This window comes from Kumtagia sp. (genome assembly GCF_059502445.1).
In genome coordinates, this window is record NZ_JCACER010000011.1 from 74,991 (window position 1) to 99,964 (window position 24,974).

Here is a 24,974-nt window from a genome sequence, read left to right on the forward strand (position 1 = left end):
ATAGTCAGGTCATCAACCTCTTGCGCAGATCGTCAAGAAGCCAACTCCCGCCGCGCCCCAATGGCTGGTTTCGAACATGTGCGGCATGTACGGGGAGTGTACCCGTCGGCGCGAGGTCCTCGTCAGCGATGTTCAATAGCACAAGGTTCCCGTCCGCCAGGTAGCGCTCGATCAGGTAGGGAGGCATTTTGCACCAGCCAAAGCCGGCCAGCAGAAAGTCGAGCCTACGCCCCAGGTCGACGAAGCGCCAGACCCGGCTGCCCACGACACCGTAGCTGGGGCCGTGAACGCCGACAGCATCGGATAGGACCAGTTGGACATGCTCCTCGAGATCGGCACGGTCGAGCCGTCGTCCGAGCTGCGCCAGCGGATGTTCCGCGGCGGCGACGGGGACGAGGTTGAGTTCGACGAGTGGGTAAGCTGCCAAATCATCGGGAACAACCGGCAGGAGCAGGCAGATCGCCAGGGATGCCGAGCCATCTCTTAGTCGACGCTCGGCTCCGCCGACACCCTCTGTAGAAAAAGAGACCGGAAGATCTGGAAATATATCACGCAGCGCACGCAGGCTGTCGATGAACGGCTCCGTGGGGACAAGCGGATCGATCGCAAGGTTCAGCGCGGGCTCGAGCCCGATCTTCGTACCTGCTGCGATGGCCTCGAAATGGTCCGCGCTGGCGACGACCCTACGCGCTTGCTCGACAAGCACCTCGCCGACGGGGGTGAGGGTAGGCTTGTGGCTGCGGCGGTCGAACAGCGCCACGCCTTGGGTTTCCTCGAGTGTCCGGATCGTCTGGCTGATCGCTGACTGGACCCGGCCAAGAGAGCGTCCAGCCGCCGAGAAGCTGCCGCTGCTGCTGACCGCAAGAAGCACTCGCAGTTGATCAAGCGTGAGGTTGCCGATCAAGTCCATCACTCCAACCGATAGAAGCCATCACAATTTGATCTCTTTTTATGGGATACATAGAGGCTTATCTGGTTGGGAATGCAACCGACATTCTTCATCAACCACGGCGGTGGCCCCTGTTTTTTCCTGCGGCCAGGGCCGATGCGCACGGCGTGGAGTTCTCTCGAAAATTATCTGCTCGGTTTCTCCGGTGCGCTCGACACCAAGCCGAGGGCGCTACTTGTCGTATCCGCGCATTGGGAAGAGGCGGTGCCGACCGTCAACACATCCCCAGCGCCGCCGCTGTTGTTCGACTATCACGGCTTCCCCAGCTACACGTACGAGCTGACCTGGCCGGCACCGGGGTCGCCTGAGATTGCCCGCCGCGTTAGTAAGCTCCTGAGTGCCAGCGGCATCCCCAGCGGAGTGGACGGCGAGCGGGGATATGATCACGGCGTGTTCGTGCCGCTGAAGATCGCCTTCCCGGATGCTGATCTGCCGGTCGTGCAGTTGTCGATGCAGCGCGGCCTCCAGCCGGCAGCGCATCTTGCGATCGGTCGAGCGCTCAGGCCGTTGCGCGGCGAAGGTGTCCTCATCATCGGCAGCGGCCAGACCTACCATAACATGCGTGGCCTTGGCGGGACGGCCACTGATCCCGAGGCGGAAGCGTTCGACGCCTGGCTTCGCGACGCGGTTACCCTGGCCGCCACACGCGAGCAGTTGCTGATTAACTGGGAAGCCGCGCCCGGCGCCCGGCATGCGCAGCCGCATGAAGACCATCTCCTTCCGCTGATGGTCGCAGCCGGCGCCGCTTCTGGCGAGGCGGGGACGGTTGCGTTCCACGGCCACGTCCTCGGCAAGCCGATCTCGGGATTCCGCTTCGGCTGAACCTTTCCACTCCGCCGGCAACAACCGGCGCGATCAACTCAAGAAGGAACTAAGCATGGCCACCCTGTTAGTCATCGAAGCAAGCCCCCGGGGCGAACACTCGATGTCCCGCGCTCTCACTGCCCAATTCGTGGCGGACTGGCGGACGCATAATCCCGATGGTCGCGTGATCGAACGCGATCTCATCAAGACGGAGTTGGGCTTCCTGACAATGCCCTGGCTCGGCGCTTATTTCACGCCGGTCGAGCAGCATACGGGCGAGATGAAGGAATTGATGAAGCTGTCCGATGAACTGGTCGCCGAAATTTTTGAAGCGGATCACATCGCAATTGGAACCCCGGTCCACAATTACAACGTGCCGGCCAATCTCAAGGCCTATATCGACCATATCGTTCGCAAGGGCATCACCCTTGGGTTCGCAGGCGACGGCCTGGTTCACGGCAAGAAGTGTACGATCCTGATGGCATCAGGCGGGGTTTACACCGAGGGTTCGCCTATCCGAGACCTCGACCTGGCCACGACGTACCTGCGCATGATCCTGAAGATCATCGGTATCGGGGACGTCACCGTGGTCGCCGGCGGCAATGCCAAGGCAGTCGATATGGGGCAGATCACCCGTGAAGTGTTTCTCGCAAAGTTCCTTCCGGAGATTGAGGCGGCTGCGGCCGTCTAGGCGTTGCAGACGCGGCGATCACGGAATTAGCAAGAGCGGCCGGCCGCGCTGTCGCTGAAGTGTCGATGAGGATTGCTGGCGGCCGCCCCGGGGAAGCATTGTGCACGCCGATCGACATGACAATCTCGCTTTGCCTCGCCGCGAGTAGGTTTTCAGCAGCTTGGCGCCAATAACGCAGCGCCAGGCGACGCGTCTTTGAGGAAGCACGCGCCCACTAGCGTCAAACGCGCCCCGCTTTCCGGCCGGGACGATCCAGTACGTCGCCCGCATCCTTGAAGCCGGCACGCAGACGCTTCAAGTCTCGGCCGGGCGGCGCGCCGAACATGCGAGAATATTCGCGGTTGAATTGCGACGCGCTCTCATAGCCGACCCTGTGGGCCGTGCCTGCGGCATCGCCGTTGACCAGGATTAATCGCCTCGCTTCCTGCAGACGGAGCATCTTTTGATATTGCAGCGGGCTTACCGTCGTCGCCGCCTTGAAGTGACGATAAAATGACGCCGGGCTCATCCCTGCGAATTCAGCCAGTTCCTCCACGCAGAGAGATTCTGCGAAATGCGATCGCATCCAGGCGATCGCTTGGCGCACCCGGCTCAAGCGGCTGTCGGCGCGCGCGATCTGGCGAAGCGCCCCGCCATGCGGCCCCTGGAGCAGTCGGTAAAGCACCTCCCGCTCGTGCAGCGGCCCGAGCACCGGCAAATCGTCGGGTACGTCGAGAAGGGAAAGGAGCCGCGCGAACGCATCGAGCAACTCTGGCGTGACCGCGCTCACGGCGAAGCCGACGCCTTGATCCTCCGCGCGATCGGGCATCTCTAGGGCCAGAGACGCAAGCGTCGTTGGATCCAGCATCATGCTCACACCGACATAAGGCTGCAACGGTGTCGCTTCCGACACGCAGACGGAGGCGGGAACCTCCACGGCGGCGACGAAGTAGTTGGCGGGATCATAGCGCAGCACCTGATCGCCGATCACCAGTTGCTTGGCGCCCTGGAAGACCATGCACAACGAGAGCTCATATACGCCGGTCGTCGCCGTCGTTGTGGAGCGGCCAACATAGAGCCTGACACGCGGCAGCATCGTCGCGGGCTGTTCACCCTCGGCGTGACGTTCGACGATCCGGCGTATGCGGCTGATCTGTTCCTGCATGCCGCAACATCACTCTTGTCCATCGCAAGAACAAGTCTCGGGTACGGCGCACGGACTAATTTTGATAGAATTAGGCAAGACTTGGATAGGAACGGACTTCGGCGGGCCAAGGTCTCTTCCCACCTTTTGGACCAGATCGGCGCGGCTCGACGCGTCGCCGGCCAACACCAACACGGGAAGAGCTCATATGACCAACACCGAAACAGCCCACCAGACCCAAACCTTCGGAGCACGATCAACGGCGGACGATGTGCTCGCCGGCGTCGATCTCACCGGCAAGCGCATCCTTGTGACCGGCGTCTCCTCAGGTATCGGCCTCGAAACGGCGCGTGCGCTCGTGGCCCGCGGAGCAGATGTCGTCGGAGCCGCCCGTGATCTCGCCAAGGCAGACAGCGCCACCGCGGCGGTACGGGCCGCGGCTGAAGTGTCCGGCGCCAGCATCGAGCTCGTCGAGCTGGACCTGGCATCACTTGCCAACGTGCGCGCCTGCGCCGACGCGCTCTTGGCGGATGGTCGCCCCTTTGACATCATCATCGCCAATGCAGGAGTAATGGCCACTCCGCAAGGCCAGACGCGCGACGGATTCGAAACGCAGTTCGGGACCAACCATCTCGGCCATTTCGTGTTGGTGAACCGCATCGCCTCGCTGCTGCGTGCAGGCGGCAGGCTGGTGATGGTGTCGTCCGGCGGGCACCGCTTTTCGGATGTCGACCTCGACGACCCCAGCTTCGAACGGACGCCCTATGATGAGCTGGTTGCCTATGGGCGCTCAAAGACCGCCAATATCCTCGTCGCAGTCGAGTTCGATCGGCGCCACCGCGAGCGCGGCGTGCGCGCAACGGCGATCCACCCCGGCGTCGTTCAAGAAACCGATCTCGGCCGTCACATGACATCAGACTCGGCCGAGAAGATCACGGCGATGATCGACTACACCCAGAAGGCGCATGGCGTCGTCCTCATGGCATACAAGTCGATACCGCAGGGTGCGGCAACGTCCGTTTGGGCCGCGGCGGTGGCGCCCGCCGACGAAGTCGGCGGCCGTTACTGCGAAGATTGCCACGTGGCCGGACTACTGACTGGTGAGGGAAGCGAGGGCGGTGTCGTGCCCTACGCGCTCGACGGCGACAGGGCCAAGGCGCTCTGGGCCAAGAGCGAGGAGATGGTCGGCGAGCACTTTTAGAATCTCCGATTAGCTGGCCGAGTTTCGCGGAGCGCCGGTCGTTGGCAAGGACCCCACCTATGTGGCGTCCGCGGTGTCCGCTTCTCCGACACTTGAGTTTGGCGCCTTTCGCGGCCGCAGATTGGCGTCAAATGCGCACCGCCTTTGTCGCGATCGATAAAGCGGAGCGCCTAGGCGTCTTTCCAGTAATAGAACCAGACGAATCACGGTCGACCAGGAGAGATTGAGGATCTCTGCGGCATGCCGGAAGCTGCCCTGTTCCGCTACCGGGATCGCATAGCTCTTCCCCAAGGGGCCTATCCGCGCTGCCGAAGGAACCGGACCGCTGGACCGATAAACTCGGGGTTCTCCCAGGTGGGATATTGATCTCGGAGACGTCGTTGGGCGTCGGCGTCCGACGTACCCCGAGCTTGCGCGACAAGCTGGAGCGACTGGAAGTAGCCCAGGATTGACTCAGGCATCTCGGTGCCCCCGAGATTGCCATGACCCGGCACGATCACGCGTGGCTGCAGTCCAATGATATCGTTCAGCGCCACTGCCCATTTGGCCAGATCGATGTCTCCTGCGCCGATCATCGGCGGGAAGTACGGCACGATTGGAAACATCCGCTCTTCGAGCAGATCGCCACCAAACATGATGCGCTCGCCTGGAAAGAAGACGATCTGGTCTCCCGGAGAATGGGCGGTGCCCCACGTCTTCAGCCGAACCTCGCGGCCGCCCAGGTCCAGCGTCGATTCCGCTGTGTCATAGGTTTCATGCGGCGGCGTCAGGACGATGCCGTCCAGCAAGTGCTTCTGCCCCTCAGGCAGGACACCGGCCCTGAAGCCGTCAAGCAAGGCCTGCCCCGAGCGCGCGAAGTAATCGCGTTGCGCACTGTTGTAGTAGATGCGGGCGTCATTCCTGAAAACCTGAGCACCGAACCCATGCTCCGGATGGGCGTGCGTGACAGTGAGAATGATTTTTCTTCCAGGCGCGAGCTCTCGCGTTAGCCGAAGGACGTTTTCCGCACTTGAGACTCCAAGCCCGCAATCGACCACAAGTACGCTTTCCGTGCCGATGATGATCCCGATGTTCGGAACCAGCGGAATCCGCTTATCTGGAATAAGAAAAACGCCCGGCGCGATTTCAGCGGGGTATCGCGTGTCCACGACTGGTAAAGGCCGCGCCGGCAATTTGAAGTTGACTTCCTGCTCCTGCGCGCTGGCGGGAAATGGAATGATGCCGGCCAATCCAGCCAGGGCCACCACCTTCAGCACATCGCGTCTGTCTGCATGCAGCCTGCTTTCAGTCTCCATCACACGTCTCCTGTGTTCTGCGCTCTTGGCTTGGTGGTCGCTGCCGATCGTTTCGGCGGCTGAGTGGAATTGCCGTTGATCAGACGATCGAGGTTGGCAGCCGGCGCCAAGCCGGCTGCCAACCTTGGAAATCAGGCGTCGACTTCGACGATGATCTTGCCGCGGGCCCGCCCGGATGCCTGGTGTGCGAATGCTTCGGCGAAGCGATCCAGCGGCACCTTGCGGTCAATCAGGATCGTCACTCCGCGCGTGTCGATCGCCTCCACCACGCGCCGCAGGCGTTCACCGTCGGAAGCGTGAAAAACAAAGCCAGCTTCGACCTTATGCGCCTTCGCCAACGCTTCGTCCGGCGGCATGGCCGTGGCGAGGAGATTGCCACCCACGCGGAGCACACTGTAGGACTGATGCTGCGTATCGCCGCCGATCGTATCGAGCACGACATCAGCATCGGAGATGTTCTTCGTGAAATCGGACGATCGATAGTCAATCACCTTGTCCGCCCCTAGCTGCCGCGCAATGGAGACCCCGTCGCCGGAAGCAGTCGCAGTCACTCGGGCGCCTGCATCGCGCGCAAATTGGATCGCGAAACTTCCGACGCCACCTGCACCCGCATGGATCAACACAGATTGGCCACTCGTCAGATTGACGCTTTCGAACAGCGCCTGCCACGCCGTGCCGGCGGCTGTCGGGATTCCAGCCGCGTCATCCAGCGGAACTGTCGACGGCGCCGTAGTCAGATAACCCGCGGGCACCACGACATACTCGGCAATCGCGCCGCCTGCCGTTGGGTCTGTTCTTGCGACAACCTGATCGCCGATCGACCATCCCAAGACATCCGGGCCAATTTCTTCGATGCTACCCGCCAGGTCGGTGCCGAGCGTGTACGGAAACTGCAGGGGGAAGAATTGCTCCATATACCCACGATGGAGTTTGACATCGAGCGGATTGAGGCCGGCAGCCTTGACCCGCACCAGAACTTCCCCGGCGCCCGGGACTGGCTTGGCGATCTCTTCGAGCGACGGAGCAGCGTTGTAGCCATTGATACGAACAGCCTTCATCACACCGTCTCCTGCTTGCCAGCCGGCCAAGCACCAACCTGGAAGAGCCATCCGAGCCAGTCTTCCAGATGCCAGGTATGGGTCAGCTTCCCGTCGGTGATGTGATGAAACTCGTGGATCGGCATCTCGAAGGATTTGCCAGTGGCCGCAACGCCAAACCAATCGCCGAGATGCGTACCCGAAATCGATGCACGCACAGCGACGCGGCCGCCCGCGCCGATGATCTCGTGCAAATTAACTTTTGTGTCGGGGAATGCGGCCTTGAACCCGTCGATCAAGGGCTTCATGCCCTCACGGCCAGGCTGCTGACCGGGAGCAAGCGGAATGTCTTGCCAATCCTCGGTGACCGCTTCGTTGAGAAGCTCGGGTCGGCCCTCGAACGCTTTGTAGAAGGTCTCTACAGCGGTGCGCTCCTCCGCTGTTAGGCCTGAAACCACGGTTCCTGGTTCTATTGTCATCAGGGTGTCCTCTTGAGTTGAGTGGCCCTGAAAATACGGCGTCGCTGCACATACTTGAAATCGATATGCGATATGTGGCAATATTTACAGAATGGATTTACACGGCATCGATCTCAACCTCCTCGTCGCTTTCGACGCTCTGATGGCGGAACGCAGCGTCACCCGCGCCGGGACACGGATCGGACGGACGCAGCCTGCAATGAGCGCCGCGCTCTCTCGCCTTCGCACGCTCCTGCGCGACGAACTATTCGTACGCAGTCCGACCGGGCTACAACCTACGCCGCGTGCCCTCGATCTTGCTGAACCGATCACCCGCGCCCTTGGTGAGATTCAGCGGACTTTGGAATTCACCCATGAGTTCGATCCATCGACATCGACAATCGCTCTGACCGTCGGCTTGTCGGATCACCCCACATTCCTTCTCCTTCCTCGCCTGGTTGCGATACTCCGCAACAAGGCGCCGGGCATTACGCTGCAAGTCCGTAACTTCACCAATCGCGACGATGCGATAAACATGCTTGATGGTGGCGAAGCGGACCTGACGATTGGCGTACCACCAACTCCAACGGGTCGCATTCTCAACGTTCGCCTGTTCGATGAGCACTTCATCTGCATCCTGCGAAAGAACCATCCTGCGGCTGGCTCCGAACTCAGTCTCGAAAACTTCCTGTCGCAGTCGCACCTTCTCGTTTCGCCAGAAAATGAGCGCTTTGGCGTTGTTGATGTCGCATTGGCGAATATGGGCCTCAAACGGCGTTTGGCCCTGACGCTGCCACATATGTACGCCGCACCTGCGCTGATCGCATCTTCCGATATGATCGCCACCGTTATGGAAGGCGTCGTCTCCGCATCGGGTCATGCAGACAAGTTGGCCGTGTTGAAGCCGCCGCTCGAACTCGAACCCGTTCAGTTCGTCATGTCCTGGCACCGCCGGAATGATACGCATCCTGCCCAGCGCTGGTTTCGAAGCTGCGTCGCCGCCGCATTTCCTGATACGTTCGCCGCATCAGCAGCCTAGCTCGAAATGGTTGTCGCAGATGCGCTGCGTGCAACGGTGTGAGCCCCGCATCACAGCGCGAATGCTCGTGGTGATTAAGGCGTAGGTCTTCTACTCCGCCGTTCACCTGTCTTTGTACGCCACAGTACGACGGCCATATTATGGTTGTTGTCAGGCCATGATTTCTGCCTCTTCTACTCATCCCCGATCCAGGGCCGCATGTCGCGGTCCCGCAAGAGAACGGGGACGACGTGGCGGCAACTCACCAGAAATCGGAAGCAATCCTTCGCGGCGCCCGCATGCTGCGCACGGCCCTTGGGCCGGCGATCGCCCGGTTTCTGGAAGACCCGGCGATCGTCGAGGTGATGCTCAACCCCGATGGACGGCTCTGGGTCGACCGGCTTTCCGAAGGCCTTGCCGACACGGGGGAGCTGCTGTCGCCTTCGGACGGCGAGCGGATCATCCGACTGGTCGCCCATCATGTCGGCGCCGAGGTTCATCCCGGCGCCCCGCGTGTCTCGGCCGAGCTGCCCGAGACGGGGGAGCGGTTCGAAGGACTGTTGCCGCCGGTTGTATCCGCGCCCGCCTTTGCGATCCGCAAGCCGGCCGTCGCCGTTTTTACGCTCGACGATTACGTCGCCGCTGGGATCATGGCCGCAACTCAGTCCGAGACGCTGCGGCAGGCCGTCGCGGACCGCCGCAACATCCTCGTCGCCGGCGGCACCTCGACCGGCAAGACCACTCTCACCAACGCGCTGCTGGCCGAGGTGTCGAAAACCTCCGACCGCGTTGTGCTGATCGAGGACACGCGCGAGTTGCAATGCGCAGCCCCGAACCTCGTCGCCATGCGCACGAAGGACGGCGTCGTCTCGCTGTCCGATCTCGTCCGGTCCTCGCTGCGCTTGCGCCCCGATCGCATCCCGGTCGGCGAGGTACGCGGCGCTGAAGCGCTCGATCTGCTCAAAGCCTGGGGCACCGGTCACCCGGGTGGCATCGGCACCATTCATGCGGGCACCGCCATCGGCGCGCTCCGCCGCCTCGAGCAGCTCATCCAGGAAGCTGTAGTCACCGTTCCGCGCGCCCTGATCGCCGAGACGATTGATCTGGTTGCCGTGCTCTCCGGCCGCGGCGACTCGCGCCGCCTCACCGAACTCGCTCGCGTCGAAGGGCTCGGCGCCGACGGCGATTACCGCGTCCTCCCAGCCAGCCAGCACCCCACAGGAGATCCGTCATGATCCAGCATGCCATGCGAATCCGCCGTCACATCGCGACGGCTGCCTCCGTCACGTTCCTCACCTTGGCGCTCGCTCCGGCTGCCCACGCATCCGGTTCGTCCATGCCGTGGGAAGCGCCGCTGCAGTCCATCCTCGAATCCATCGAGGGCCCTGTCGCCAAGATCGTCGCGGTGATCATCATCATCGTGACTGGCCTCACGCTGGCCTTCGGCGACACCTCGGGCGGCTTCCGGCGCCTGATCCAGATCGTCTTCGGCCTGTCGATCGCCTTCGCCGCGTCCAGCTTCTTCCTGTCGTTCTTCTCGTTCGGCGGCGGAGCGCTGGTCTGATGGCGACGTCGGCGGAGACGGCAGGCGAAGTGCCGGGCTTTTCGGTTCCGGTCCATCGCTCGCTGACTGAACACATCCTGCTCGGCGGCGCGCCACGCTCGATCGCCATCCTGAACGGGACGCTGGCGGCGGCGCTCGGCCTCGGCCTGCGCCTCTGGCTGGTCGGCCTAGGCCTTTGGGCGGTTGGCCATTTCGCGGCTGTTTGGGCCGCCAAGCGCGATCCGCAGTTCGTCGACGTCGTGCGCAAACATCTGCGCATCCCCGGCCACCTGTCGGTCTGAGGAGCGAAGCTGATGATGAACCTCGCCGAGTACCGCAACCGCAACTCCCGGCTCGCCGACTTCCTTCCGTGGGTCGCACTGGTCGGCGAAGGCGTCGTGCTCAACAAGGATGGCAGCCTGCAGCGTACCGCACGCTTTCGCGGTCCCGACCTCGACAGCGCCGTGCCGGCTGAGCTGGTCGCGGTCGCCGGCCGGCTCAACAATGCCTTCCGTCGTCTCGGCTCCGGCTGGGCCATCTTCGTCGAGGCGCAGCGCTATGGCGCCGCGACCTATCCCGCCAGCATGTTCGCCGACAGCGCCTCCGCCTTGGTCGACGCCGAACGCAAGGCGGACTTCGAGGAGGCCGGCGCGCACTTCGAGTCCAGCTACTTCCTGACTTTCCTCTATCTGCCGCCGGCCGAGGATGCGGCCCGCGCTGAGACCTGGCTCTATGAAGGCCGCGATCACGCCGGCGTCGATGCGCACGAAATCCTGCGCGGCTTCGTCGATCGCACTGACCGCATTCTCAACCTCATCGACGCCTTCATGCCAGAGTGCGACTGGCTCGATGACGGCGAGACGCTGACTTATCTGCACTCGACCGTCTCGACAAAGCGGCATCGCGTCCGCGTGCCCGAAACGCCAATGTATCTCGACGCGCTGCTCGCCGATCAGCCGCTGACTGGCGGGCTTGAGCCCCGGCTCGGCGACGCGCATGTCCGCATCCTCACCATTGTCGGCTTCCCGACCGCGACCACGCCCGGCATCCTCGACGAGCTGAACCGGCTTGCTTTTCCCTATCGCTGGTCGACGCGCGCCGTCCTACTCGACAAGACCGACGCGACCAAGCTGCTGACCAAGATCCGGCGGCAGTGGTTCGCCAAACGCAAGTCGATCGCCGCCATTCTGAAGGAGGTGATGACCAACGAGGCGTCGGCACTGGTCGATACCGATGCGTCTAACAAGGCTGCCGATGCCGACATGGCGTTGCAGGAGCTGGGCGCCGACTATGCCGGCCAGGCCTATGTCACGGCGACGATCACCGTCTGGGATGAGGACCCGCGCATTGCGGCCGAGAAGCTGCGCCTCGTCGAGAAGATCATCCAGGGCCGCGACTTCACCGCCATGCCCGAGACGATCAACGCCGTGGACGCCTGGCTCGGCTCGCTACCCGGCCATGTCTACGCCAGTGTCCGGCAGCCCCCGATCAACACATTGAATCTCGCCCACATGATCCCGCTGTCGGCGGTGTGGGCGGGACCGGAACGGGACGAGCATTTTGCAGCGCCCCCACTGCTGTTCGGCAAGACCGAGGGCTCGACCCCGTTCCGGCTTTCCATCCATGTCGGCGATGTCGGCCATACGCTGATCGTCGGCCCGACCGGCGCCGGCAAGTCGGTGCTACTGGCGTTGATGGCGTTGCAGTTCCGGCGCTATCCCCAAAGCCAGGTCTTCGCGTTCGACTTCGGCGGATCGATCCGCGCTGCCGCGCTAGCCATGCGCGGCGACTGGCACGATCTCGGCGGCGGGCTCACCGAAGGCGCCGACGACGGTGTCTCGCTGCAGCCGCTCGCACGCATTGATGTCGTCGCGGAACGGGCCTGGGCGGCTGACTGGCTCGCCGCCATTCTGGGACGCGAGAGCGTTTCGATCACCCCCGAGGTCAAGGAGCATCTTTGGTCGGCGCTTTCTTCCCTCGCCTCCGCGCCGATCAGCGAGCGCACGCTGACGGGCCTGTCGGTCCTGCTGCAATCGAATGATCTCAAGCAGGCGCTACGGCCCTACTGCGTGGGCGGCCCCTATGGACGCCTGCTCGACGCCGAAGCCGAACATCTCGGCGAGGCCTCGGTGCAGGCATTCGAAACCGAAGGACTGATCGGCACCGGCGCTGCGGCCGCCGTCCTCGCCTATCTCTTCCACCGCGTCGAGGACCGTCTCGATGGTCGGCCCACGCTGCTGATCGTCGACGAAGGCTGGCTCGCACTCGATGACGAGGACTTCGCTGGGCAGCTCCGCGAATGGCTGAAAACGCTGCGCAAGAAGAACGCCAGCGTCATCTTCGCCACTCAGTCGCTCTCCGACATCGACGGCTCGGCAATCGCACCGGCCATCATAGAAAGCTGCCAGACCCGCATCCTACTGCCGAACGAGCGCGCAATCGAACCGCAGATCACCGCGATTTATCGCCGGTTCGGGTTGAACGATCGCCAGATCGAGATCCTGGCGCGGGCCATGCCTAAGCGCGACTATTACTGCCAGTCGCGGCGAGGCAATCGCCTGTTCGAGCTGGGCCTTTCCGATGTCGCTCTGGCGCTCTGCGCCGCCTCCTCGAAACAGCACCAAGCCCTCATCGCCGAGGTGCATGCCCGTAGCGGCACCGACGGATTCCTCGCCGAGTGGCTCGCTGAAAACCGCCTCGGTTGGGCGGCCGACCTCATCGCCGATCTCATCAACGTCACCCCCCAAACCGATCCGGAGGCACGCCCATGACCCGCTCCGTTCATTCCCGCTCGCGCGCCATGCGCGTCGCTGCAATTCTCCTCGCCGCGCCCATGGCGCTCTCGCCGATCATCAGCAGCCCGGCTGCCGCGCAATGGATCGTCTACGATCCGACCAACTATGCGCAGAACGTCCTGACGGCGGCCCGCACCCTTCAGCAGGTCAATCAACAGATCACCCAGCTGCAGAACGAAGCGACGATGCTCATCAACCAGGCCCGCAATCTCGCGAGCCTGCCGTATTCGTCGCTCCAGCAGCTTCAGCAGTCGGTGCAACGCACCCAGCAGCTACTGCAACAGGCGCAGCGCATCGCTTATGATGTCCAGAACATCGATCAGGCGTTCCAAACCACCTACGGCAACGCCTCGATGTCCGCCTCCGATCAGGCGCTCATGGCGCGGGCGCGCGAGCGTTGGCAGAACACCGTCGGCGGGCTGCAGGACGCCATGCGCGTGCAGGCCGGTGTCGTCGGCAACATCGACACCAACCGGACTGAGATGTCCTCCTTGATCGGTCGCAGCCAGGGGGCGACGGGCGCGCTGCAGGCGACGCAGGCCGGCAACCAGCTCCTCGCGCTTCAGGCACAGCAACTTGCCGATCTCACGGCCGTCGCTGCTGCCAACGGTCGGGCACAGGCGCTGTCAGAGGCAGAGCGCGCCGCAGCCGCCGAGCAGGGCCGCGAGCAGCGCCGCCGCTTCCTGACACCGGGCTCCGGCTACCAGGCGGGCAACGCCCGCATGTTCCCGAACAGCGGCAACTGAGGGCGTGGTCATGGACGGCAAGATGCTCGCCCGACTTGGCGCGGTGGTGTTCGTCGCGGTGGCCATCACTGCGACAGCGATCGAGATGAGCCGGAATGAGGAGGAGCCGGAGCGCTGGGCTTCATCACGGTCGAACACGGCTCCGTCCGACCCGCTGCGCGACGAGCTGTTCCGCTGCCAGGCCCTCGGAGAAGCCGGGCCGCGTGACGCGGCCTGCCTGCGGGCTTGGGCCGAGAACCGCAATCGCTTCCTCGCGCCGGGCGCTCGGCCGGCAGAGCGGCTGCCGGAAGCGGCGCCAGCTCCACACCCGCCATCGGACGCGGCTCTCCCGGCCCAGCCCGTGCCAGTGTCGCCGCCGGCCGAGACGCGGTAGCGTCATGGGCAACACCGGCGTCATCGACCACTTCCTCGAAGTCTTCACCCGCTACATCGATTCCGGCTTCGGCCTGCTGAGCGGCGAAGTCGCCTTCATCGCCACGACGCTGATCGTGATCGACGTGACACTGGCAGCGCTGTTCTGGTCCTGGGGCGGCGGCGACGACATTTTCGCCCGGCTCGTGAAGAAAACGCTGTTCGTCGGGGTGTTCGCCTACATCATAGGCAACTGGAACAATCTCGCCCGCATCGTATTCGAAAGCTTCGCGGGCTTGGGCCTGAAGGCCAGCGGCACAGGCTTTACCACCGCCGACCTGCTGCGGCCCGGCAAGGTGGCGCAGACCGGCCTCGATGCCGGGCGGCCACTGCTGGAATCGATCTCCGGCCTGATGGGCTACTGGTCGTTCTTCGAGAACTTCATCCAGATCGCCTGCATGTTCCTTGCCTGGGGGCTGGTGCTGCTCGCCTTCTTCATCCTCGCCATCCAGCTCTTCGTCACGCTCATCGAGTTCAAGCTGACAACACTCGCTGGCTTCGTGCTGATCCCGTTCGGCTTGTTCGGCAAATCCGCCTTCATGGCCGAACGGGTGCTCGGCAACGTCATCTCGTCCGGCATCAAGGTGCTGGTGCTCGCCGTCATCATCGGCATCGGCTCGACCCTCTTCTCCGAGTTCACTGCTGGTTTTGGCGGCGCCACGCCCTCGATCGACGAGGCGATGGCTATCGTCCTGGCCGCACTGTCGCTCCTTGGCCTCGGCATCTTCGGCCCCGGCATCGCCAGCGGCATCGTCTCCGGCGGCCCGCAGCTCAGCGCCGGCGCGGCGGTGGGTACGGGCCTCGCTGCCGGTGGCATGATTGCCGCCGGAGCTGGCGCGGTCGGCGCCGTTGCATCCGGCGGCGCAGCGCTGGCCGGAGGCGCAGCAGCCGCGGCCCGGAGCGGCGCCGCGATCGCGGGCGGCGCATCCACGGCCTACAGCCTCGGCGCGGCCGGCCAGTCAGGCGCCAGTGGCGTCGCATCCGGCCTCGGCGCCGTCGCCCGTGCTGGCGGCAGCGCGGCGGTCTCGCCGCTGCGCCGTGCCGCCTCACGCGCCGCCGAGAGCATGCGCTCCAGCTTCAATGCCGGTGGCAAGGCCGCGTTCGAGTCCACCGGCGGCTCCTCGACGATGGGCTCGGTCGGTGGTGACGCAGCCGGCGACGGTGGCGGCTCGGCTGCTCCGGCAGCCGCGGGTGGGCCGCCCGCATGGGCGCAGCGCATGCGCCGCTCCCAACGCATGACCCACGCCGTCCAGGCGACCGCCCATGCCGTGCGCTCCGGTGACGCCCATGGCGGCGGCTCTTCCGTCAATCTTTCCGAAGGCGACCGCTGATGTTCAAACGACCCTCCACCCACTATGGCAAAGCCCCCGAACCCGAGACGCCCTATCAGCGCGCCGCACAGATCTGGGACGAACGGATCGGCGCGTCGCGCGTCCAGGCGAAGAACTGGCGGCTGATGGCGTTCGGTTCGCTGATCCTCTCGGCTGGCTTCGCCACCGCGCTGGTCTGGCAATCGGCACGCGGCACGATCGTTCCCTGGGTGGTGCAGGTCGACCGGCTCGGCCAGGCGCAAGCCGTGGCGCCTGCTGTTGCCGCCTATCGTCCGACCGATCCCCAGATAGCCTTCCACCTGGCGCGGTTCATCGAGCAGGTCCGCTCGATCCCGGCCGACGCCATCATCGTGCGGCAGAACTGGCTGCGCGCCTACGACTTCACGACCGACCGCGGCGCGACGGCGCTCAACGATTATGCGCGGGCCAACGACCCGTTCACCAAGGTCGGCCGCCAGCAGATCGCCGTCGAAGTCTCCAGCGTCATCCGCGCGTCTCCTGACAGCTTCCGTGTCGCTTGGGTCGAGCGCCGGTACGAGAATGGCCAGCTCGCCACCACCGAACGATGGACCGCGATCCTGACAATCGTCGTGCAGGTCCCACGCAACGCCGATCGGCTCAGGGCGAACCCGCTCGGCATCTACGTCAACGCCATCAACTGGTCACGGGAGCTTGGTCAATGAAGCCGTCGTTCCGTAAAGCCGGAAACCCGGCTTCGCACAATTCCGCAGTTCCGGCTTTGCGCCGGGGCGCATTGCCGCTCCTGATGCTGGCGACGTCCGCGTTTGCCGGCTGCGCCACCAGCACTCCGCCCCCCGAAATCTCCTACGACGCCGCTGCTCCGGCCGTACAGACCGTCGATCCGCCCGCGCCGGTCACCGTGGTCGAGATCCCGCGGCCGCTTCCGCTGCCCGGGCAGATGCAGCGCGTCGAGCCATCCCGAGCCACGCCGGAACCGACCGATCCCACGGCACGTGTCAACCAGGCCAACGCCGCCGCCCGCATTCAGCCGGTGCGCAACGGCTTCATCAACTCGATGCAGATCTATCCGTTCACGCAAGGCGCGCTCTATCAGGTCTACACCGCCGTCGGACAGATCACCGACATCGCGTTGCAGCCGGGCGAGCAACTCGTCGGCTCCGGCCCGGTTGCCGCCGGCGACACAGTCCGCTGGATCATCGGCGACACGCAGAGCGGCGCCGGGCCAACGCTTCAAGTCCATATCCTGGTGAAGCCGACCCGGCCGGAGCTGATGACCAACCTCGTCATCAACACCAACCTGCGCACCTATCACATGGAGTTGCGGTCCACCGAGCGGACCTACATGGCCTCCGTCTCCTGGCAGTATCCGCAGGACCAGCTCATCGCGCTGCGCCGTCAGAACCAGCAGGCTGAGGCTGCGCAGCCGGTTGCATCCGGCGTCGACCTCGCCAGCGTCAACTTCCGCTACGCGATCGACGGCGATCGCGCGCCGTGGCGGCCGCTGCGCGCCTTTGACGACGGCCGCCAGGTCTTCATCGAATTCCCGCGCGGGATTGGACAGGGCGAGATGCCGCCGCTGTTCGTGGTCGGTCCCGAGGGCAACACCTCCGAGCTGGTGAACTACCGGGTGCGCGGCCATCACATGATCGTCGATCGGCTTTTCGCCGCCGCCGAGCTGCGCTTCGGCTCCGGCGATCGCCAAAAGCGCGTCCGCATCGTGCGTACCGATGGGAGGCCGGCATCGTGAGCGAAACAGAGCCCCGGAAAGAGGAAGGGCCGGACGAGGAGGCTCGGCCGTTGACCGGCGAGCCGGTCGGTCCCGCGCCTATGCGGCTGCGCGCCGAACCGCCGCGCGTCACCCGACTATCGCGAAAAGTGCTGACGGGTCTCGGCCTGGTCGCGAGCGTCGGGATCGGCGGCGCGCTCATCTACGCGCTTCAGACCCGCGATGGCGGCCGGTCGAACGAGGAACTCTACTCGACTGAGAACCGCTCGACAGCCGACGGCATCGCCGGTTTGCCACGCGATTATAGCGGCGTGCCCCAACTGGGCCCGCCGCTTCCGGGCGACCTCGGCCGCCCCATCCTTGGCGCACAGAATCGCGGCCAACCCCTACCGACGCCCGGCGTCGCCACGCCCAACCCCGGCCTCAGTCCGGAAGAGCAGCGCCGTATTCAGGAGCTTGAATCGGCACGCACGGCGCGTTTGTTCGCCTCCACCGAAACCCGGACGGCGGCTACAACGCCGTCCCAGGCAACGTCCGGCGCGCTACCAACGCCCGATCTTACCAGTCTCGGGCTGGCCCCGCCGCCGACGACGCCCACGGCGCAGGATCGACAGAGCGCCTTCTTGAACGCTGCCGCAGATCGGCGAACGGTCGCCGCTGATCGCGTCGCTGCGCCGGCCTCGCCACACGTGCTGCAAGCGGGCGCCGTGATCTCCGCCGCACTGATCACCGGCATCCGTTCGGATCTCCCCGGCCAGATTACCGCTCAGGTGACAGAAAATATCTACGACAGCCCGACGGGTCGCATCCTCCTCGTGCCCCAAGGCACACGCGTCATCGGCCAGTACGACAATAACGTCCAGTTCGGACAAAGCCGCGTACTGTTGGTTTGGAACCGGTTGATCCTCCCGAATGGACGCTCGATCGTTCTCGAGCGCCAACCTGGCGCAGACGCCGAGGGCTACGCCGGCCTACGGGATGGCGTCGACTACCATTGGTGGGACCTCGCCAAAGCCGCGGGCCTCTCGACCCTGCTCAGTGTCGGCGCCGAACTCGCCGTGGACAATGACGATCGACTGATCCAGGCGATCCGCGATGGCGGTCAGGACACGATCAATGATGCGGGCCAACAGATCGTCCGGCGCCAGCTCAATATCTCGCCCACACTCACCGTCCGGCCAGGCTTTCCGGTCCGGGTCATTGTCACCCGTGATCTCGTTCTCGAGCCCTACGGAGGGTGACATGACCAAGTTGAAGCTCAACGCGATCGTCGATGATAAACCCATCAAGGTAACAGTAGAACTGCCTGCGCCTGTGCATCGGGATCTCGTTGTCTATGCGGAGGTTCTCGCGCGCGAGACGGGACAGCCGGTCGCCGATCCAGCGAAGCTCATCGCCCCGATGGTGCAGCACTTCATCGCTACAGATCGAGGCTTTGCAAAAGCGCGTCGGGCAAAGCCGACAACTGAATAGGCGTGCATGCGCGGATAGCCGCAACGCCGGTTTGGAGTGTCGTGGTGGCGGACGGCGATGAGTTCGGCGGCCGCTATTTGCAGGATTGCCGGGTCGCTCCGATCGAGGACACTTCGGGATTCGGCGACGGCGTGAGGTCCTGCGCCCTCGATCCGAAGCGCGCCGAGCAGCTTTGGGCGAAGAGCGAAGCGCTCGTTCGCGAAAAATTCTAATCAGGAGGTATCCTATGAACGTCTGCGGCGGTTATCGCCCAAGCAGCTCGCACGGCCCAACGGATGCAAGACGAACTGATCCGCGTTGAAGTGCTGGACCGGAAGGAGGTTGAGAAAAAGAAGCTCATGACTGCCTTCCGCTACTCGCTGACCGGCGGTTTCGATCAACAGGAGGCAAACGGCTATGGCGACGACTGGACCAACATAGCGGCTATGAGCCGCTAGACGTTTGGTGCGGATGGCGCCAATGCGGTTGATACGGGCGAGGCCGATGACGGGCGGCCCTCAGATTTCGGATGTACATTTCCTTTCATTCCTTGAATCAACACATCGAAAGCGTAGTCATCGATTTCTGATGGCTTCTTGCCGCCGAGCACGTCGGCCTGTCGCAGCGACCATATTCCATGGAGTAATCCCCAAAGCGTAACGGCTGCCGCCGTCGCATTGTCAGCGCCGGCCAGCGGTTCAAGAATACCGACGACCCTTGGCCACAATAACTCGTGATATCGTGGATGAGGGAGTTGGCTCGCAGCCTCCCGTTTTGCACTGAGAAGTACCCGATAAAGCGTGGCATTTTGTTCGGCGAAGTGGGAATACACCGTGAGCAGCTTACGGACCCCGGCTTCGCTATCTGCGTCGCTCGGAAGTTCAGCCATTCCTTGTTCGATTGCCGAATAGAGGCGTTGAGCCACGGCATCGGCTGTGGCTGCGATCAGGATATCGCGACTGCTGAAATATCGATAAAGGGCATTTGCCGTTACCCCAACCTCAGTGGCCAGACGCCGTTGCGTCAGCGCCTCCTCGCCCTCGCGCTCCAGCAGCGCGAGGGCTCCGTTCATGATGGTTTGAGAGTCGATCTTGCTCGGATAGGCCATGGTCATCAATGTACACCTTGACTCAGCGGATGCAAAGATATACATTGTACATCTTCAATCTTCTAGAGCAAAGGCATCCCATGTCTCCCACGCATTCGATCATCATCACCGGCGGCAATGCCGGCCTCGGTTTCGAAACTGCAAAGGTTGCAGCATCCGACAAGACCGCGATGGTCGTAATCGCCTGTCGAAATCCCCAGTTGGGACGGGACGCTGTCGCCCGACTGACGGCCCTCGGTGGTCACGCGGCTTTCCTGCCGCTCGATCTGGCGAGCCAGGTTTCGATCAGAGATTTCGCGGTGGCTTGGCGTAATGCGAGCTTGCCGCCACTCAAGGGTCTCATCTGTAACGCGGGAACGCAAAACGTCGCCATGCCGACGAAAACCGTCGAAGGGTATGAGATGACTTTTGCGGTCAATCATCTTGGGCATTACCTACTGACACGCCTTCTCCTCGACGACATGGTTAAGGACGGCCGGATCACCTTCGTCTCGAGCGGTACACATGATCCCAAGGAGCGGACTGGGATGCCCGCAGCCGTCTACGAGAACGCGGAAGTGGTCGCTCACGATTTCGAGGCGTCCAAAACCGCCGGTGCGCGTCGCTACACGACTTCCAAGCTCTGCAACATTTATTGCACCTATGAGCTTTCACGCCGGCTGGCCGCATCAGGCGATCCGCGGCTGTCCTCGATCAAGGTGAATGCCATTGATCCCGGCCTGATGCCGGCCACGGGACTAGCTCGATCTTGGCCCGCCCCGATGCGATGGGTTATGCGGAACGTACTGCCATTGCTGCGGCTGGTGCACAACAACGTCCATTTGCCTGAAACCTCAGCAAAGCGTGTTGCCGTACTCACGACCGGAGACGATGCCGTGCCAGGCGGCCGGTACTTCTCCAACGGCCAGGCCGTTCGTTCATCTGCAGCCTCTTACGATGAGAACAAGGCTCGCGAGCTTTGGGCTTCCAGCGCGGCCATGACCGGATTGCCTGCTGGCATCGCGGGCTAGCCTCTTATGAAAGATCTGTCTCGCGCGCGGATCCAAACCGTTCAATTGGTCACGGTATCCTTCGATCGTGGAGCATCGGTCGAAGGACACCGTCGCAGACGTTAGTCCCCTCGGCGGACGTGGGGGGAGGAAAATACTCAGGCTTTGAGTGTCGCCCAATGGTCGCCGCAAAAGGGGTCGGGAATCGGTCGATGAGGCGCGAGAGGGTGAGAAGTCGATCCACCAGCCAACAGAGCGACGGAAGCGCGCCGATCATCGCGGCAGGCCGCTCGGCCTCGAACTGATTAGTCTCGCGAGAGGCATGGCGAACACTCCTGGAGACCATTCTGCTTCAAAGCGCGCGGCTGGGGCAATCCGCAACGCGGGCAGGACACGATCAACGGGCCAGTCAGCAGATCGTCCCGCTGAATGAAATGCGGGGTCACGTGACTCCGAACCGACTGTCACCTCCATATGTGCGAAGGGAGCGAGTTGACAACGTCAACCTGCGCGGCCTATAGGTTGACGTTGTCAACCTAGGAGCATTCTATGCCAACAGTCTTAATCACGGGCGGACATTCCGGCCTTGGACTCGAAGGTGCAAAAAATCTGGCTGCAATGGGTCTCAACCTTGTCCTTGCGGGTCGCAACCTTAAGAGCATTGAACCAGTCGCTGCGGAGTTGAGGTCTGCTCATGGGGTGAAGGTCAGCGCAATCAGGCTCGACGTTGCCTCGCTCGACTCGGTCAGAAGCGCAGTCGCGGTTTGCAATTCCATGATCGCGAGTGGCGACATCGACGCGCTGCAGGCAATCGTCTGCAATGCCGGGGCGAATTTCCTGGGCAAGGTTTCGTATAGCGTGGACGAGTATGAAATCACGTTTGCGACCAACTTCCTGGGCCATTTCCTGCTCGTGCAATTGCTACTCGACCACCTGGCCGAAAACGGCCGCGTCGTATTCGTCGCGAGCGGCACGCACGACCCGAATACAAGGGACGGCAGGTTCGTTGGGAAAGCGGCCGAGGCGGATGCCGTTGCTCTCGCCAACCTGGGCAAGGACGGCGCAAAACCCATCTCAGGTGGTCAGCGTTATGCCACTTCCAAGCTCTGCATGATCCTTTGTGCCTACGAACTCGATCGGCGCTTGAAGCGGTCGGGCAAGTCGATCGCCTCGATCGCTTTTGATCCCGGCTCGATACCTGAAACCGGTTTGATGCGAAGCCTGCCCGCGCCGCTCCAGGCGCTCACCAAATCCTCGTTTACGCGATGGATAACGAGAATGATGGGAATCACTCAGGGCCATCTGGACTTTTCGGGAGCATCTCTGGCGAAGGTCGCCGCGGACCCTGGTTACGCGCAAATGTCGGGCAAATATCTGCAGTCGAATGACGGATCGTTGCTGGTGGCAAAGTCCTCGAAAGCCTCCTACAACGAAGCAAGCGCGGCAAAGCTGTGGGACGACTCCAGGCGTCTTGCTCGCTTGCAGCCATCGGAGGAGCCGGCAATTCTGAAATGAGCACCGCAAGAAGGCTGGTTGCGGCTGCCTCGGCGTTACTGGACGCTGGCGGCGAAGACGCCGTCACGCTCAGGGCTGTCGCCCAGGCTGTCGGGGTATCGTACAACGCGCCGTACAAGCATTTCAAAAGCCGGAATGCCCTATTGGCAGCCGTGGTAGCTGATGATTTCGCGATGCTGTCGGATGCTTTTAGCAGCATCCGACAGTCGTCCGAAAAGCCCATGGACAAGTTCAGGCGGGCGCTGGCCGTCTTTGCCAAATATGGTCAGGAGAAGCCCGCGCGCTACCGGCTCATGGCCAATAACCCCGATATCGGTGAGCATGGCGACGTCGAGAAGGCGGCCTTCGCGACATTTGGCGAGTTCTCCGCTCTTGTCGAAGAATGCCGGGTTGCCGGAGACCTGCCGGATGTCCCGGGTCCAGCCCTTGCCGGGCTGATTTTCGCCACCCTGCACGGCCTCATCAACCTGGATGCAAACGCGAGGCTAAGGCCGGAAAAAGGCCTTAACAGCATCGGTCAAAGCATGGATTTGCTGCTCAGCCTTCTCTCGCCCCGAAAATGAGGCTACGATAGGCCGGCCCGCAGCGCCTGGCTCAGCCCCGCCCTTGCATCCGTTTGACCGACCCGTTCACTTTGCCGAAAACAAACTCCGGGGCGATCCGGCTGGCCATCTTGAGCAGGTTCGCCGCTCCAGGACGGATCTCAAGACGATCCGCCTCAATGCCCCTGATCGCTGTCGATACCATCTTGCCGACCGGCATGGGCGCCATTCCTTCCGTGTCCTCGGGGGTGAAATCGCCGTGGAAGAGCGGCGTTTCAGTACCCGGCGGCGCCAGTTCGAACACCCTGACGGATGTATTCGAGAGCTGCGCGCGAAGCGATCGAGTGTAAGCGTGGATTGCGGCCTTCGTTGCCGAGTAGATCGGTGAGATGGCCATCGGTACGAATGCGAGGCCGGACGAGACGTTGACGATGGCGGCGTCGTCTTTCGATGTGAGGTGATCGAGGAAGGCGAGCGTCATCCAGATCGTGCCGTTGAGGTTGATCTCGACCTCGCGCGTGGCGTCCGGCAGGTCGGTGCCGGCCTTCTGAAGATCGATCTTCCGCATGAGGCCCGCACAGTTGATCAGCATGTCCAAGCCGGGATGCTCCCTCAGGACGGCATCGCGGAAGGGTTCGATTGTCTCGACCTCGCCGACATCGTTCCGAAGGATTAGAACGCCAGGTAAGCTCTGCGCTGTTTCGTCCAGCTTGTCCTGATTGCGGCCTGTGACGATCACGCTGTTGCCCTTCGCAAGAAGCTGTCTGGCGAATTCGAGGCCGATCCCGGACGTGCCCCCGGTAATAAGGATTGTTCTGTTTGTCAGTCGCATGGGGACCCTCTTTCTCGCGTTTTCATCCGATATAAATGATGAAAAGGGCTGTTGTGCAGTCGCTGACAATAACTTTCCGAAGCCAGGTGACCGATTTCAACCACGCTGGTGAAGGTCAGTAATCGCCGCGCCACGGACGTTCAATCCATCTCCAATGCGTGCGTAGCGCGGCAGCGTTGCCTCGAAAGAGGTCAGCCTTGATAGGCCACGGCGATGTCGAGCACCCAGGTGATGCCGAAACGGTCCCTGAGCATCCCGTAGAGCGGCGACCATGCCGCGGGTCCGATCGGCTGGATCACATCGGCGCCGTCTTCAAGCTTGTCCCAGTATCCGCGAAGTTCAATTGCGTCGTCCCCGCGCACGGAAACAAAGACGGGGATGGTTCCAGCGTCCCAGTCCATCGCCGAGGGGACGTCATAGGCCATCACGCGAAACCCGTTTTCGCCTGCGACCTGGCCCCACATGATCTGGTCAGCCTCTCCGGGGTCCTGAACCGCGCCCGCGTCCTTGTAGGAGATGGCGGCGAGCTCTCCGCCGAAAACCGACTGGTAGAAAGCCAGCGCATCGCGGGCCTGCCCGCGAAAATTGAGATGGGTGGTGGTCTGTATCGACATTGGCGTGGGTCCGATTTGATTGCTTCGATGGCCGACGTATAAACAAACCCAACTGTCAGTTTTCGGCAGTTACATCGACGAGGGAAAATAATGGCCCGTGCCGACCGTCTGTTTCGCCTTCTTCAGGCCATGCGCGTGATGCAAGCGCCCATCACGGCTGCACGTCTGGCCGAGGAAACGGATGTGTCGCTCCGGTCGCTCTACCGCGATATCGATAGCCTGCGCGCGGCGGGCGCGCGGATCGAGGGCGAGCGGGGCTATGGCTACCGGCTGATCGAGGATTACGCCCTGCCGCCACAGACCCTGGATCGCGATGAAATCGAGGCGTTGGCGCTCGGGCTCGCCGAGGTGCGCCATATGGGCGACGCTACGCTTGCGCGGGCCGCCGCCTCCGTTCAGGCCAAGGTCGGGGCGACGCTCCCTGACGAGCGCGAGCAGCAATTGTTTCACGCGATTTCGCAGGTCTATCGGCCCGATGCCCGATTGCCTGCCACGGTCGATATGGACCTGGTACGTAGCGCGTGCTGGCAGGAACGCGCACTGAAGATCCGGTATGCCGACCGAAATGGCACTGATACGGAGCGCACAATTTACCCGCTGGCCGTCATGTATACCGAACGTGCTCTGACTTTACTGGCCTGGTGCTGTCTGCGGCAGGACTATCGCATGTTCCGGAGCGACCGGATCGAGAAGTTAGATGACGACGGCCAAAGCTTTCGACCTCGCCGCGCGCGAATGTTGCAGGACTATCTTCAAAGACTACGCGAACGGGATAGGTCGAAAGCCTGACACTCTCAGCCTCAGCCCTGAAA

The 24,974-nt window shown here is 63.0% G+C and carries 30 protein-coding genes; 21 read left to right on the forward strand and 9 right to left on the reverse strand.

The features are described 5' to 3' along the window. Positions 1 to 4: 4 nt before the first annotated feature. Positions 5 to 904, reverse strand: coding sequence for a LysR family transcriptional regulator (locus AC5JDC_RS05260; protein WP_495839760.1), 900 nt, complete (start codon positions 902 to 904; stop codon positions 5 to 7). 78 nt (positions 905 to 982) lie between these two features. Between AC5JDC_RS05260 and AC5JDC_RS05265 the strand changes: the two genes are divergently transcribed. Continuing rightward, positions 983 to 1,771, forward strand: coding sequence for a DODA-type extradiol aromatic ring-opening family dioxygenase (locus AC5JDC_RS05265; protein ID WP_495839762.1), 789 nt, complete (start codon positions 983 to 985; stop codon positions 1,769 to 1,771). A gap of 55 nt (positions 1,772 to 1,826) precedes the next feature. Further along, entirely contained in the window at positions 1,827 to 2,444 is a 618-nt protein-coding gene (locus AC5JDC_RS05270) for an FMN-dependent NADH-azoreductase (RefSeq protein WP_495839764.1), read from the forward strand. A gap of 220 nt (positions 2,445 to 2,664) precedes the next feature. Here the strand turns inward: AC5JDC_RS05270 and AC5JDC_RS05275 are convergent, their stop codons facing one another. After that, positions 2,665 to 3,588 carry an AraC family transcriptional regulator gene (locus tag AC5JDC_RS05275; RefSeq protein WP_495839766.1) on the reverse strand — a complete coding sequence of 308 codons (924 nt, stop codon included), beginning with the start codon at positions 3,586 to 3,588 and terminating at the stop codon, positions 2,665 to 2,667. Positions 3,589 to 3,775: 187 nt separating this feature from the next. Here AC5JDC_RS05275 and AC5JDC_RS05280 point away from each other — a divergent pair, with 187 nt between their 5' ends. Beyond that, positions 3,776 to 4,768, forward strand: coding sequence for an SDR family NAD(P)-dependent oxidoreductase (locus tag AC5JDC_RS05280; protein ID WP_495839768.1), 993 nt, complete (start codon positions 3,776 to 3,778; stop codon positions 4,766 to 4,768). A 57-nt stretch (positions 4,769 to 4,825) separates the two neighbouring features. On the opposite strand, the gene AC5JDC_RS05285 is transcribed toward AC5JDC_RS05280, so the two are convergent. The 4 genes from AC5JDC_RS05285 to AC5JDC_RS05300 form a co-directional block, all read right to left on the reverse strand. Continuing rightward, the gene (locus AC5JDC_RS05285; protein ID WP_495839770.1) at positions 4,826 to 5,059 is read right to left on the reverse strand and encodes a LysR family transcriptional regulator; all 234 of its coding nucleotides are present in this window, start codon (positions 5,057 to 5,059) and stop codon (positions 4,826 to 4,828) included. Between the two features lie 5 nt (positions 5,060 to 5,064). Beyond that, positions 5,065 to 6,063 carry an MBL fold metallo-hydrolase gene (locus AC5JDC_RS05290; protein WP_495839772.1) on the reverse strand — a complete coding sequence of 333 codons (999 nt, stop codon included), beginning with the start codon at positions 6,061 to 6,063 and terminating at the stop codon, positions 5,065 to 5,067. 131 nt (positions 6,064 to 6,194) lie between these two features. Beyond that, complete coding sequence (locus tag AC5JDC_RS05295; RefSeq protein ID WP_495839774.1) at positions 6,195 to 7,121, reverse strand: NADP-dependent oxidoreductase; 927 nt, start codon at positions 7,119 to 7,121, stop codon at positions 6,195 to 6,197. Beyond that, positions 7,121 to 7,579, reverse strand: coding sequence for an ester cyclase (locus AC5JDC_RS05300; RefSeq protein ID WP_495839776.1), 459 nt, complete (start codon positions 7,577 to 7,579; stop codon positions 7,121 to 7,123). The genes AC5JDC_RS05295 and AC5JDC_RS05300 overlap by 1 nt, the downstream gene beginning before the upstream one ends. Positions 7,580 to 7,670: 91 nt before the next feature. On the opposite strand from AC5JDC_RS05300, the gene AC5JDC_RS05305 reads away from it, so the two are divergent. The 14 genes from AC5JDC_RS05305 (at position 7,671) to AC5JDC_RS05370 (ending at position 19,020) form a co-directional block, all read left to right on the forward strand. Then, complete coding sequence (locus AC5JDC_RS05305) at positions 7,671 to 8,597, forward strand: LysR family transcriptional regulator (RefSeq protein ID WP_495839778.1); 927 nt, start codon at positions 7,671 to 7,673, stop codon at positions 8,595 to 8,597. 278 nt (positions 8,598 to 8,875) lie between these two features. Next, positions 8,876 to 9,811 (forward strand): P-type conjugative transfer ATPase TrbB, encoded by a 936-nt coding sequence (gene trbB / locus AC5JDC_RS05310; protein ID WP_495839780.1) that lies wholly within the window; start codon positions 8,876 to 8,878, stop codon positions 9,809 to 9,811. After that, entirely contained in the window at positions 9,808 to 10,140 is a 333-nt protein-coding gene (locus AC5JDC_RS05315; RefSeq protein WP_024021669.1) for a TrbC/VirB2 family type IV secretion system protein, read from the forward strand. Before trbB ends, AC5JDC_RS05315 begins: the two co-directional genes overlap by 4 nt. Next, complete coding sequence (locus tag AC5JDC_RS05320) at positions 10,140 to 10,421, forward strand: VirB3 family type IV secretion system protein (RefSeq protein ID WP_495839783.1); 282 nt, start codon at positions 10,140 to 10,142, stop codon at positions 10,419 to 10,421. Before AC5JDC_RS05315 ends, AC5JDC_RS05320 begins: the two co-directional genes overlap by 1 nt. Before the next feature lie 12 nt (positions 10,422 to 10,433). Continuing rightward, positions 10,434 to 12,890 carry a conjugal transfer protein TrbE gene (gene trbE / locus AC5JDC_RS05325; RefSeq protein WP_495839785.1) on the forward strand — a complete coding sequence of 819 codons (2,457 nt, stop codon included), beginning with the start codon at positions 10,434 to 10,436 and terminating at the stop codon, positions 12,888 to 12,890. Beyond that, a complete protein-coding gene (gene trbJ, locus AC5JDC_RS05330) occupies positions 12,887 to 13,660 on the forward strand; it encodes a P-type conjugative transfer protein TrbJ (RefSeq protein WP_495839787.1) in 774 nt (257 codons plus the stop codon). Before trbE ends, trbJ begins: the two co-directional genes overlap by 4 nt. 10 nt (positions 13,661 to 13,670) lie before the next feature. Then, positions 13,671 to 14,033: a putative entry exclusion protein TrbK-alt gene (gene trbK-alt / locus AC5JDC_RS05335; RefSeq protein ID WP_495839789.1), complete on the forward strand. Its 363-nt coding sequence runs from the start codon at positions 13,671 to 13,673 to the stop codon at positions 14,031 to 14,033. Between the two features lie 4 nt (positions 14,034 to 14,037). Beyond that, positions 14,038 to 15,402 (forward strand): P-type conjugative transfer protein TrbL, encoded by a 1,365-nt coding sequence (gene trbL / locus AC5JDC_RS05340; protein ID WP_495839791.1) that lies wholly within the window; start codon positions 14,038 to 14,040, stop codon positions 15,400 to 15,402. Continuing rightward, a complete protein-coding gene (trbF, locus tag AC5JDC_RS05345; RefSeq protein ID WP_495839793.1) occupies positions 15,402 to 16,085 on the forward strand; it encodes a conjugal transfer protein TrbF in 684 nt (227 codons plus the stop codon). The genes trbL and trbF overlap by 1 nt, the downstream gene beginning before the upstream one ends. After that, positions 16,082 to 17,131 carry a P-type conjugative transfer protein TrbG gene (gene trbG, locus AC5JDC_RS05350; RefSeq protein ID WP_495839795.1) on the forward strand — a complete coding sequence of 350 codons (1,050 nt, stop codon included), beginning with the start codon at positions 16,082 to 16,084 and terminating at the stop codon, positions 17,129 to 17,131. Before trbF ends, trbG begins: the two co-directional genes overlap by 4 nt. After that, positions 17,128 to 18,351: a TraB/TrbI/VirB10 family type IV secretion system protein gene (locus AC5JDC_RS05355; RefSeq protein ID WP_495839796.1), complete on the forward strand. Its 1,224-nt coding sequence runs from the start codon at positions 17,128 to 17,130 to the stop codon at positions 18,349 to 18,351. The genes trbG and AC5JDC_RS05355 overlap by 4 nt, the downstream gene beginning before the upstream one ends. 1 nt (position 18,352) lies before the next feature. Continuing rightward, on the forward strand, positions 18,353 to 18,583 hold the full coding sequence (locus AC5JDC_RS05360) for a DUF2274 domain-containing protein (protein WP_495839798.1): 231 nt from the start codon (positions 18,353 to 18,355) through the stop codon (positions 18,581 to 18,583). Between the two features lie 44 nt (positions 18,584 to 18,627). Beyond that, positions 18,628 to 18,795 carry a hypothetical protein gene (locus tag AC5JDC_RS05365; RefSeq protein WP_495839800.1) on the forward strand — a complete coding sequence of 56 codons (168 nt, stop codon included), beginning with the start codon at positions 18,628 to 18,630 and terminating at the stop codon, positions 18,793 to 18,795. A gap of 63 nt (positions 18,796 to 18,858) precedes the next feature. Further along, on the forward strand, positions 18,859 to 19,020 hold the full coding sequence (locus tag AC5JDC_RS05370; RefSeq protein ID WP_495839802.1) for a hypothetical protein: 162 nt from the start codon (positions 18,859 to 18,861) through the stop codon (positions 19,018 to 19,020). Here AC5JDC_RS05370 and AC5JDC_RS05375 read toward each other — a convergent pair. Next, positions 19,017 to 19,676: a TetR/AcrR family transcriptional regulator gene (locus tag AC5JDC_RS05375; protein ID WP_495839804.1), complete on the reverse strand. Its 660-nt coding sequence runs from the start codon at positions 19,674 to 19,676 to the stop codon at positions 19,017 to 19,019. The genes AC5JDC_RS05370 and AC5JDC_RS05375 overlap by 4 nt on opposite strands. 38 nt (positions 19,677 to 19,714) lie before the next feature. On the opposite strand from AC5JDC_RS05375, the gene AC5JDC_RS05380 reads away from it, so the two are divergent. The 3 genes from AC5JDC_RS05380 (at position 19,715) to AC5JDC_RS05390 (ending at position 22,737) form a co-directional block, all read left to right on the forward strand. Continuing rightward, positions 19,715 to 20,680 carry an SDR family NAD(P)-dependent oxidoreductase gene (locus tag AC5JDC_RS05380; RefSeq protein ID WP_495839806.1) on the forward strand — a complete coding sequence of 322 codons (966 nt, stop codon included), beginning with the start codon at positions 19,715 to 19,717 and terminating at the stop codon, positions 20,678 to 20,680. Positions 20,681 to 21,208: 528 nt separating this feature from the next. Further along, the gene (locus AC5JDC_RS05385; protein ID WP_495839808.1) at positions 21,209 to 22,174 is read left to right on the forward strand and encodes an SDR family NAD(P)-dependent oxidoreductase; all 966 of its coding nucleotides are present in this window, start codon (positions 21,209 to 21,211) and stop codon (positions 22,172 to 22,174) included. Beyond that, positions 22,171 to 22,737: a TetR/AcrR family transcriptional regulator gene (locus AC5JDC_RS05390; protein ID WP_495839810.1), complete on the forward strand. Its 567-nt coding sequence runs from the start codon at positions 22,171 to 22,173 to the stop codon at positions 22,735 to 22,737. Before AC5JDC_RS05385 ends, AC5JDC_RS05390 begins: the two co-directional genes overlap by 4 nt. Before the next feature lie 31 nt (positions 22,738 to 22,768). On the opposite strand, the gene AC5JDC_RS05395 is transcribed toward AC5JDC_RS05390, so the two are convergent. Next, positions 22,769 to 23,548, reverse strand: a complete 780-nt coding sequence (locus tag AC5JDC_RS05395; RefSeq protein WP_495839812.1) for an SDR family oxidoreductase — start codon at positions 23,546 to 23,548, stop codon at positions 22,769 to 22,771. Between the two features lie 191 nt (positions 23,549 to 23,739). Further along, the gene (locus AC5JDC_RS05400; protein ID WP_495839814.1) at positions 23,740 to 24,162 is read right to left on the reverse strand and encodes a VOC family protein; all 423 of its coding nucleotides are present in this window, start codon (positions 24,160 to 24,162) and stop codon (positions 23,740 to 23,742) included. A 90-nt stretch (positions 24,163 to 24,252) separates the two neighbouring features. Between AC5JDC_RS05400 and AC5JDC_RS05405 the strand changes: the two genes are divergently transcribed. Next, on the forward strand, positions 24,253 to 24,951 hold the full coding sequence (locus tag AC5JDC_RS05405) for a helix-turn-helix transcriptional regulator (protein ID WP_495839816.1): 699 nt from the start codon (positions 24,253 to 24,255) through the stop codon (positions 24,949 to 24,951). Positions 24,952 to 24,974 lie beyond the last annotated feature (23 nt).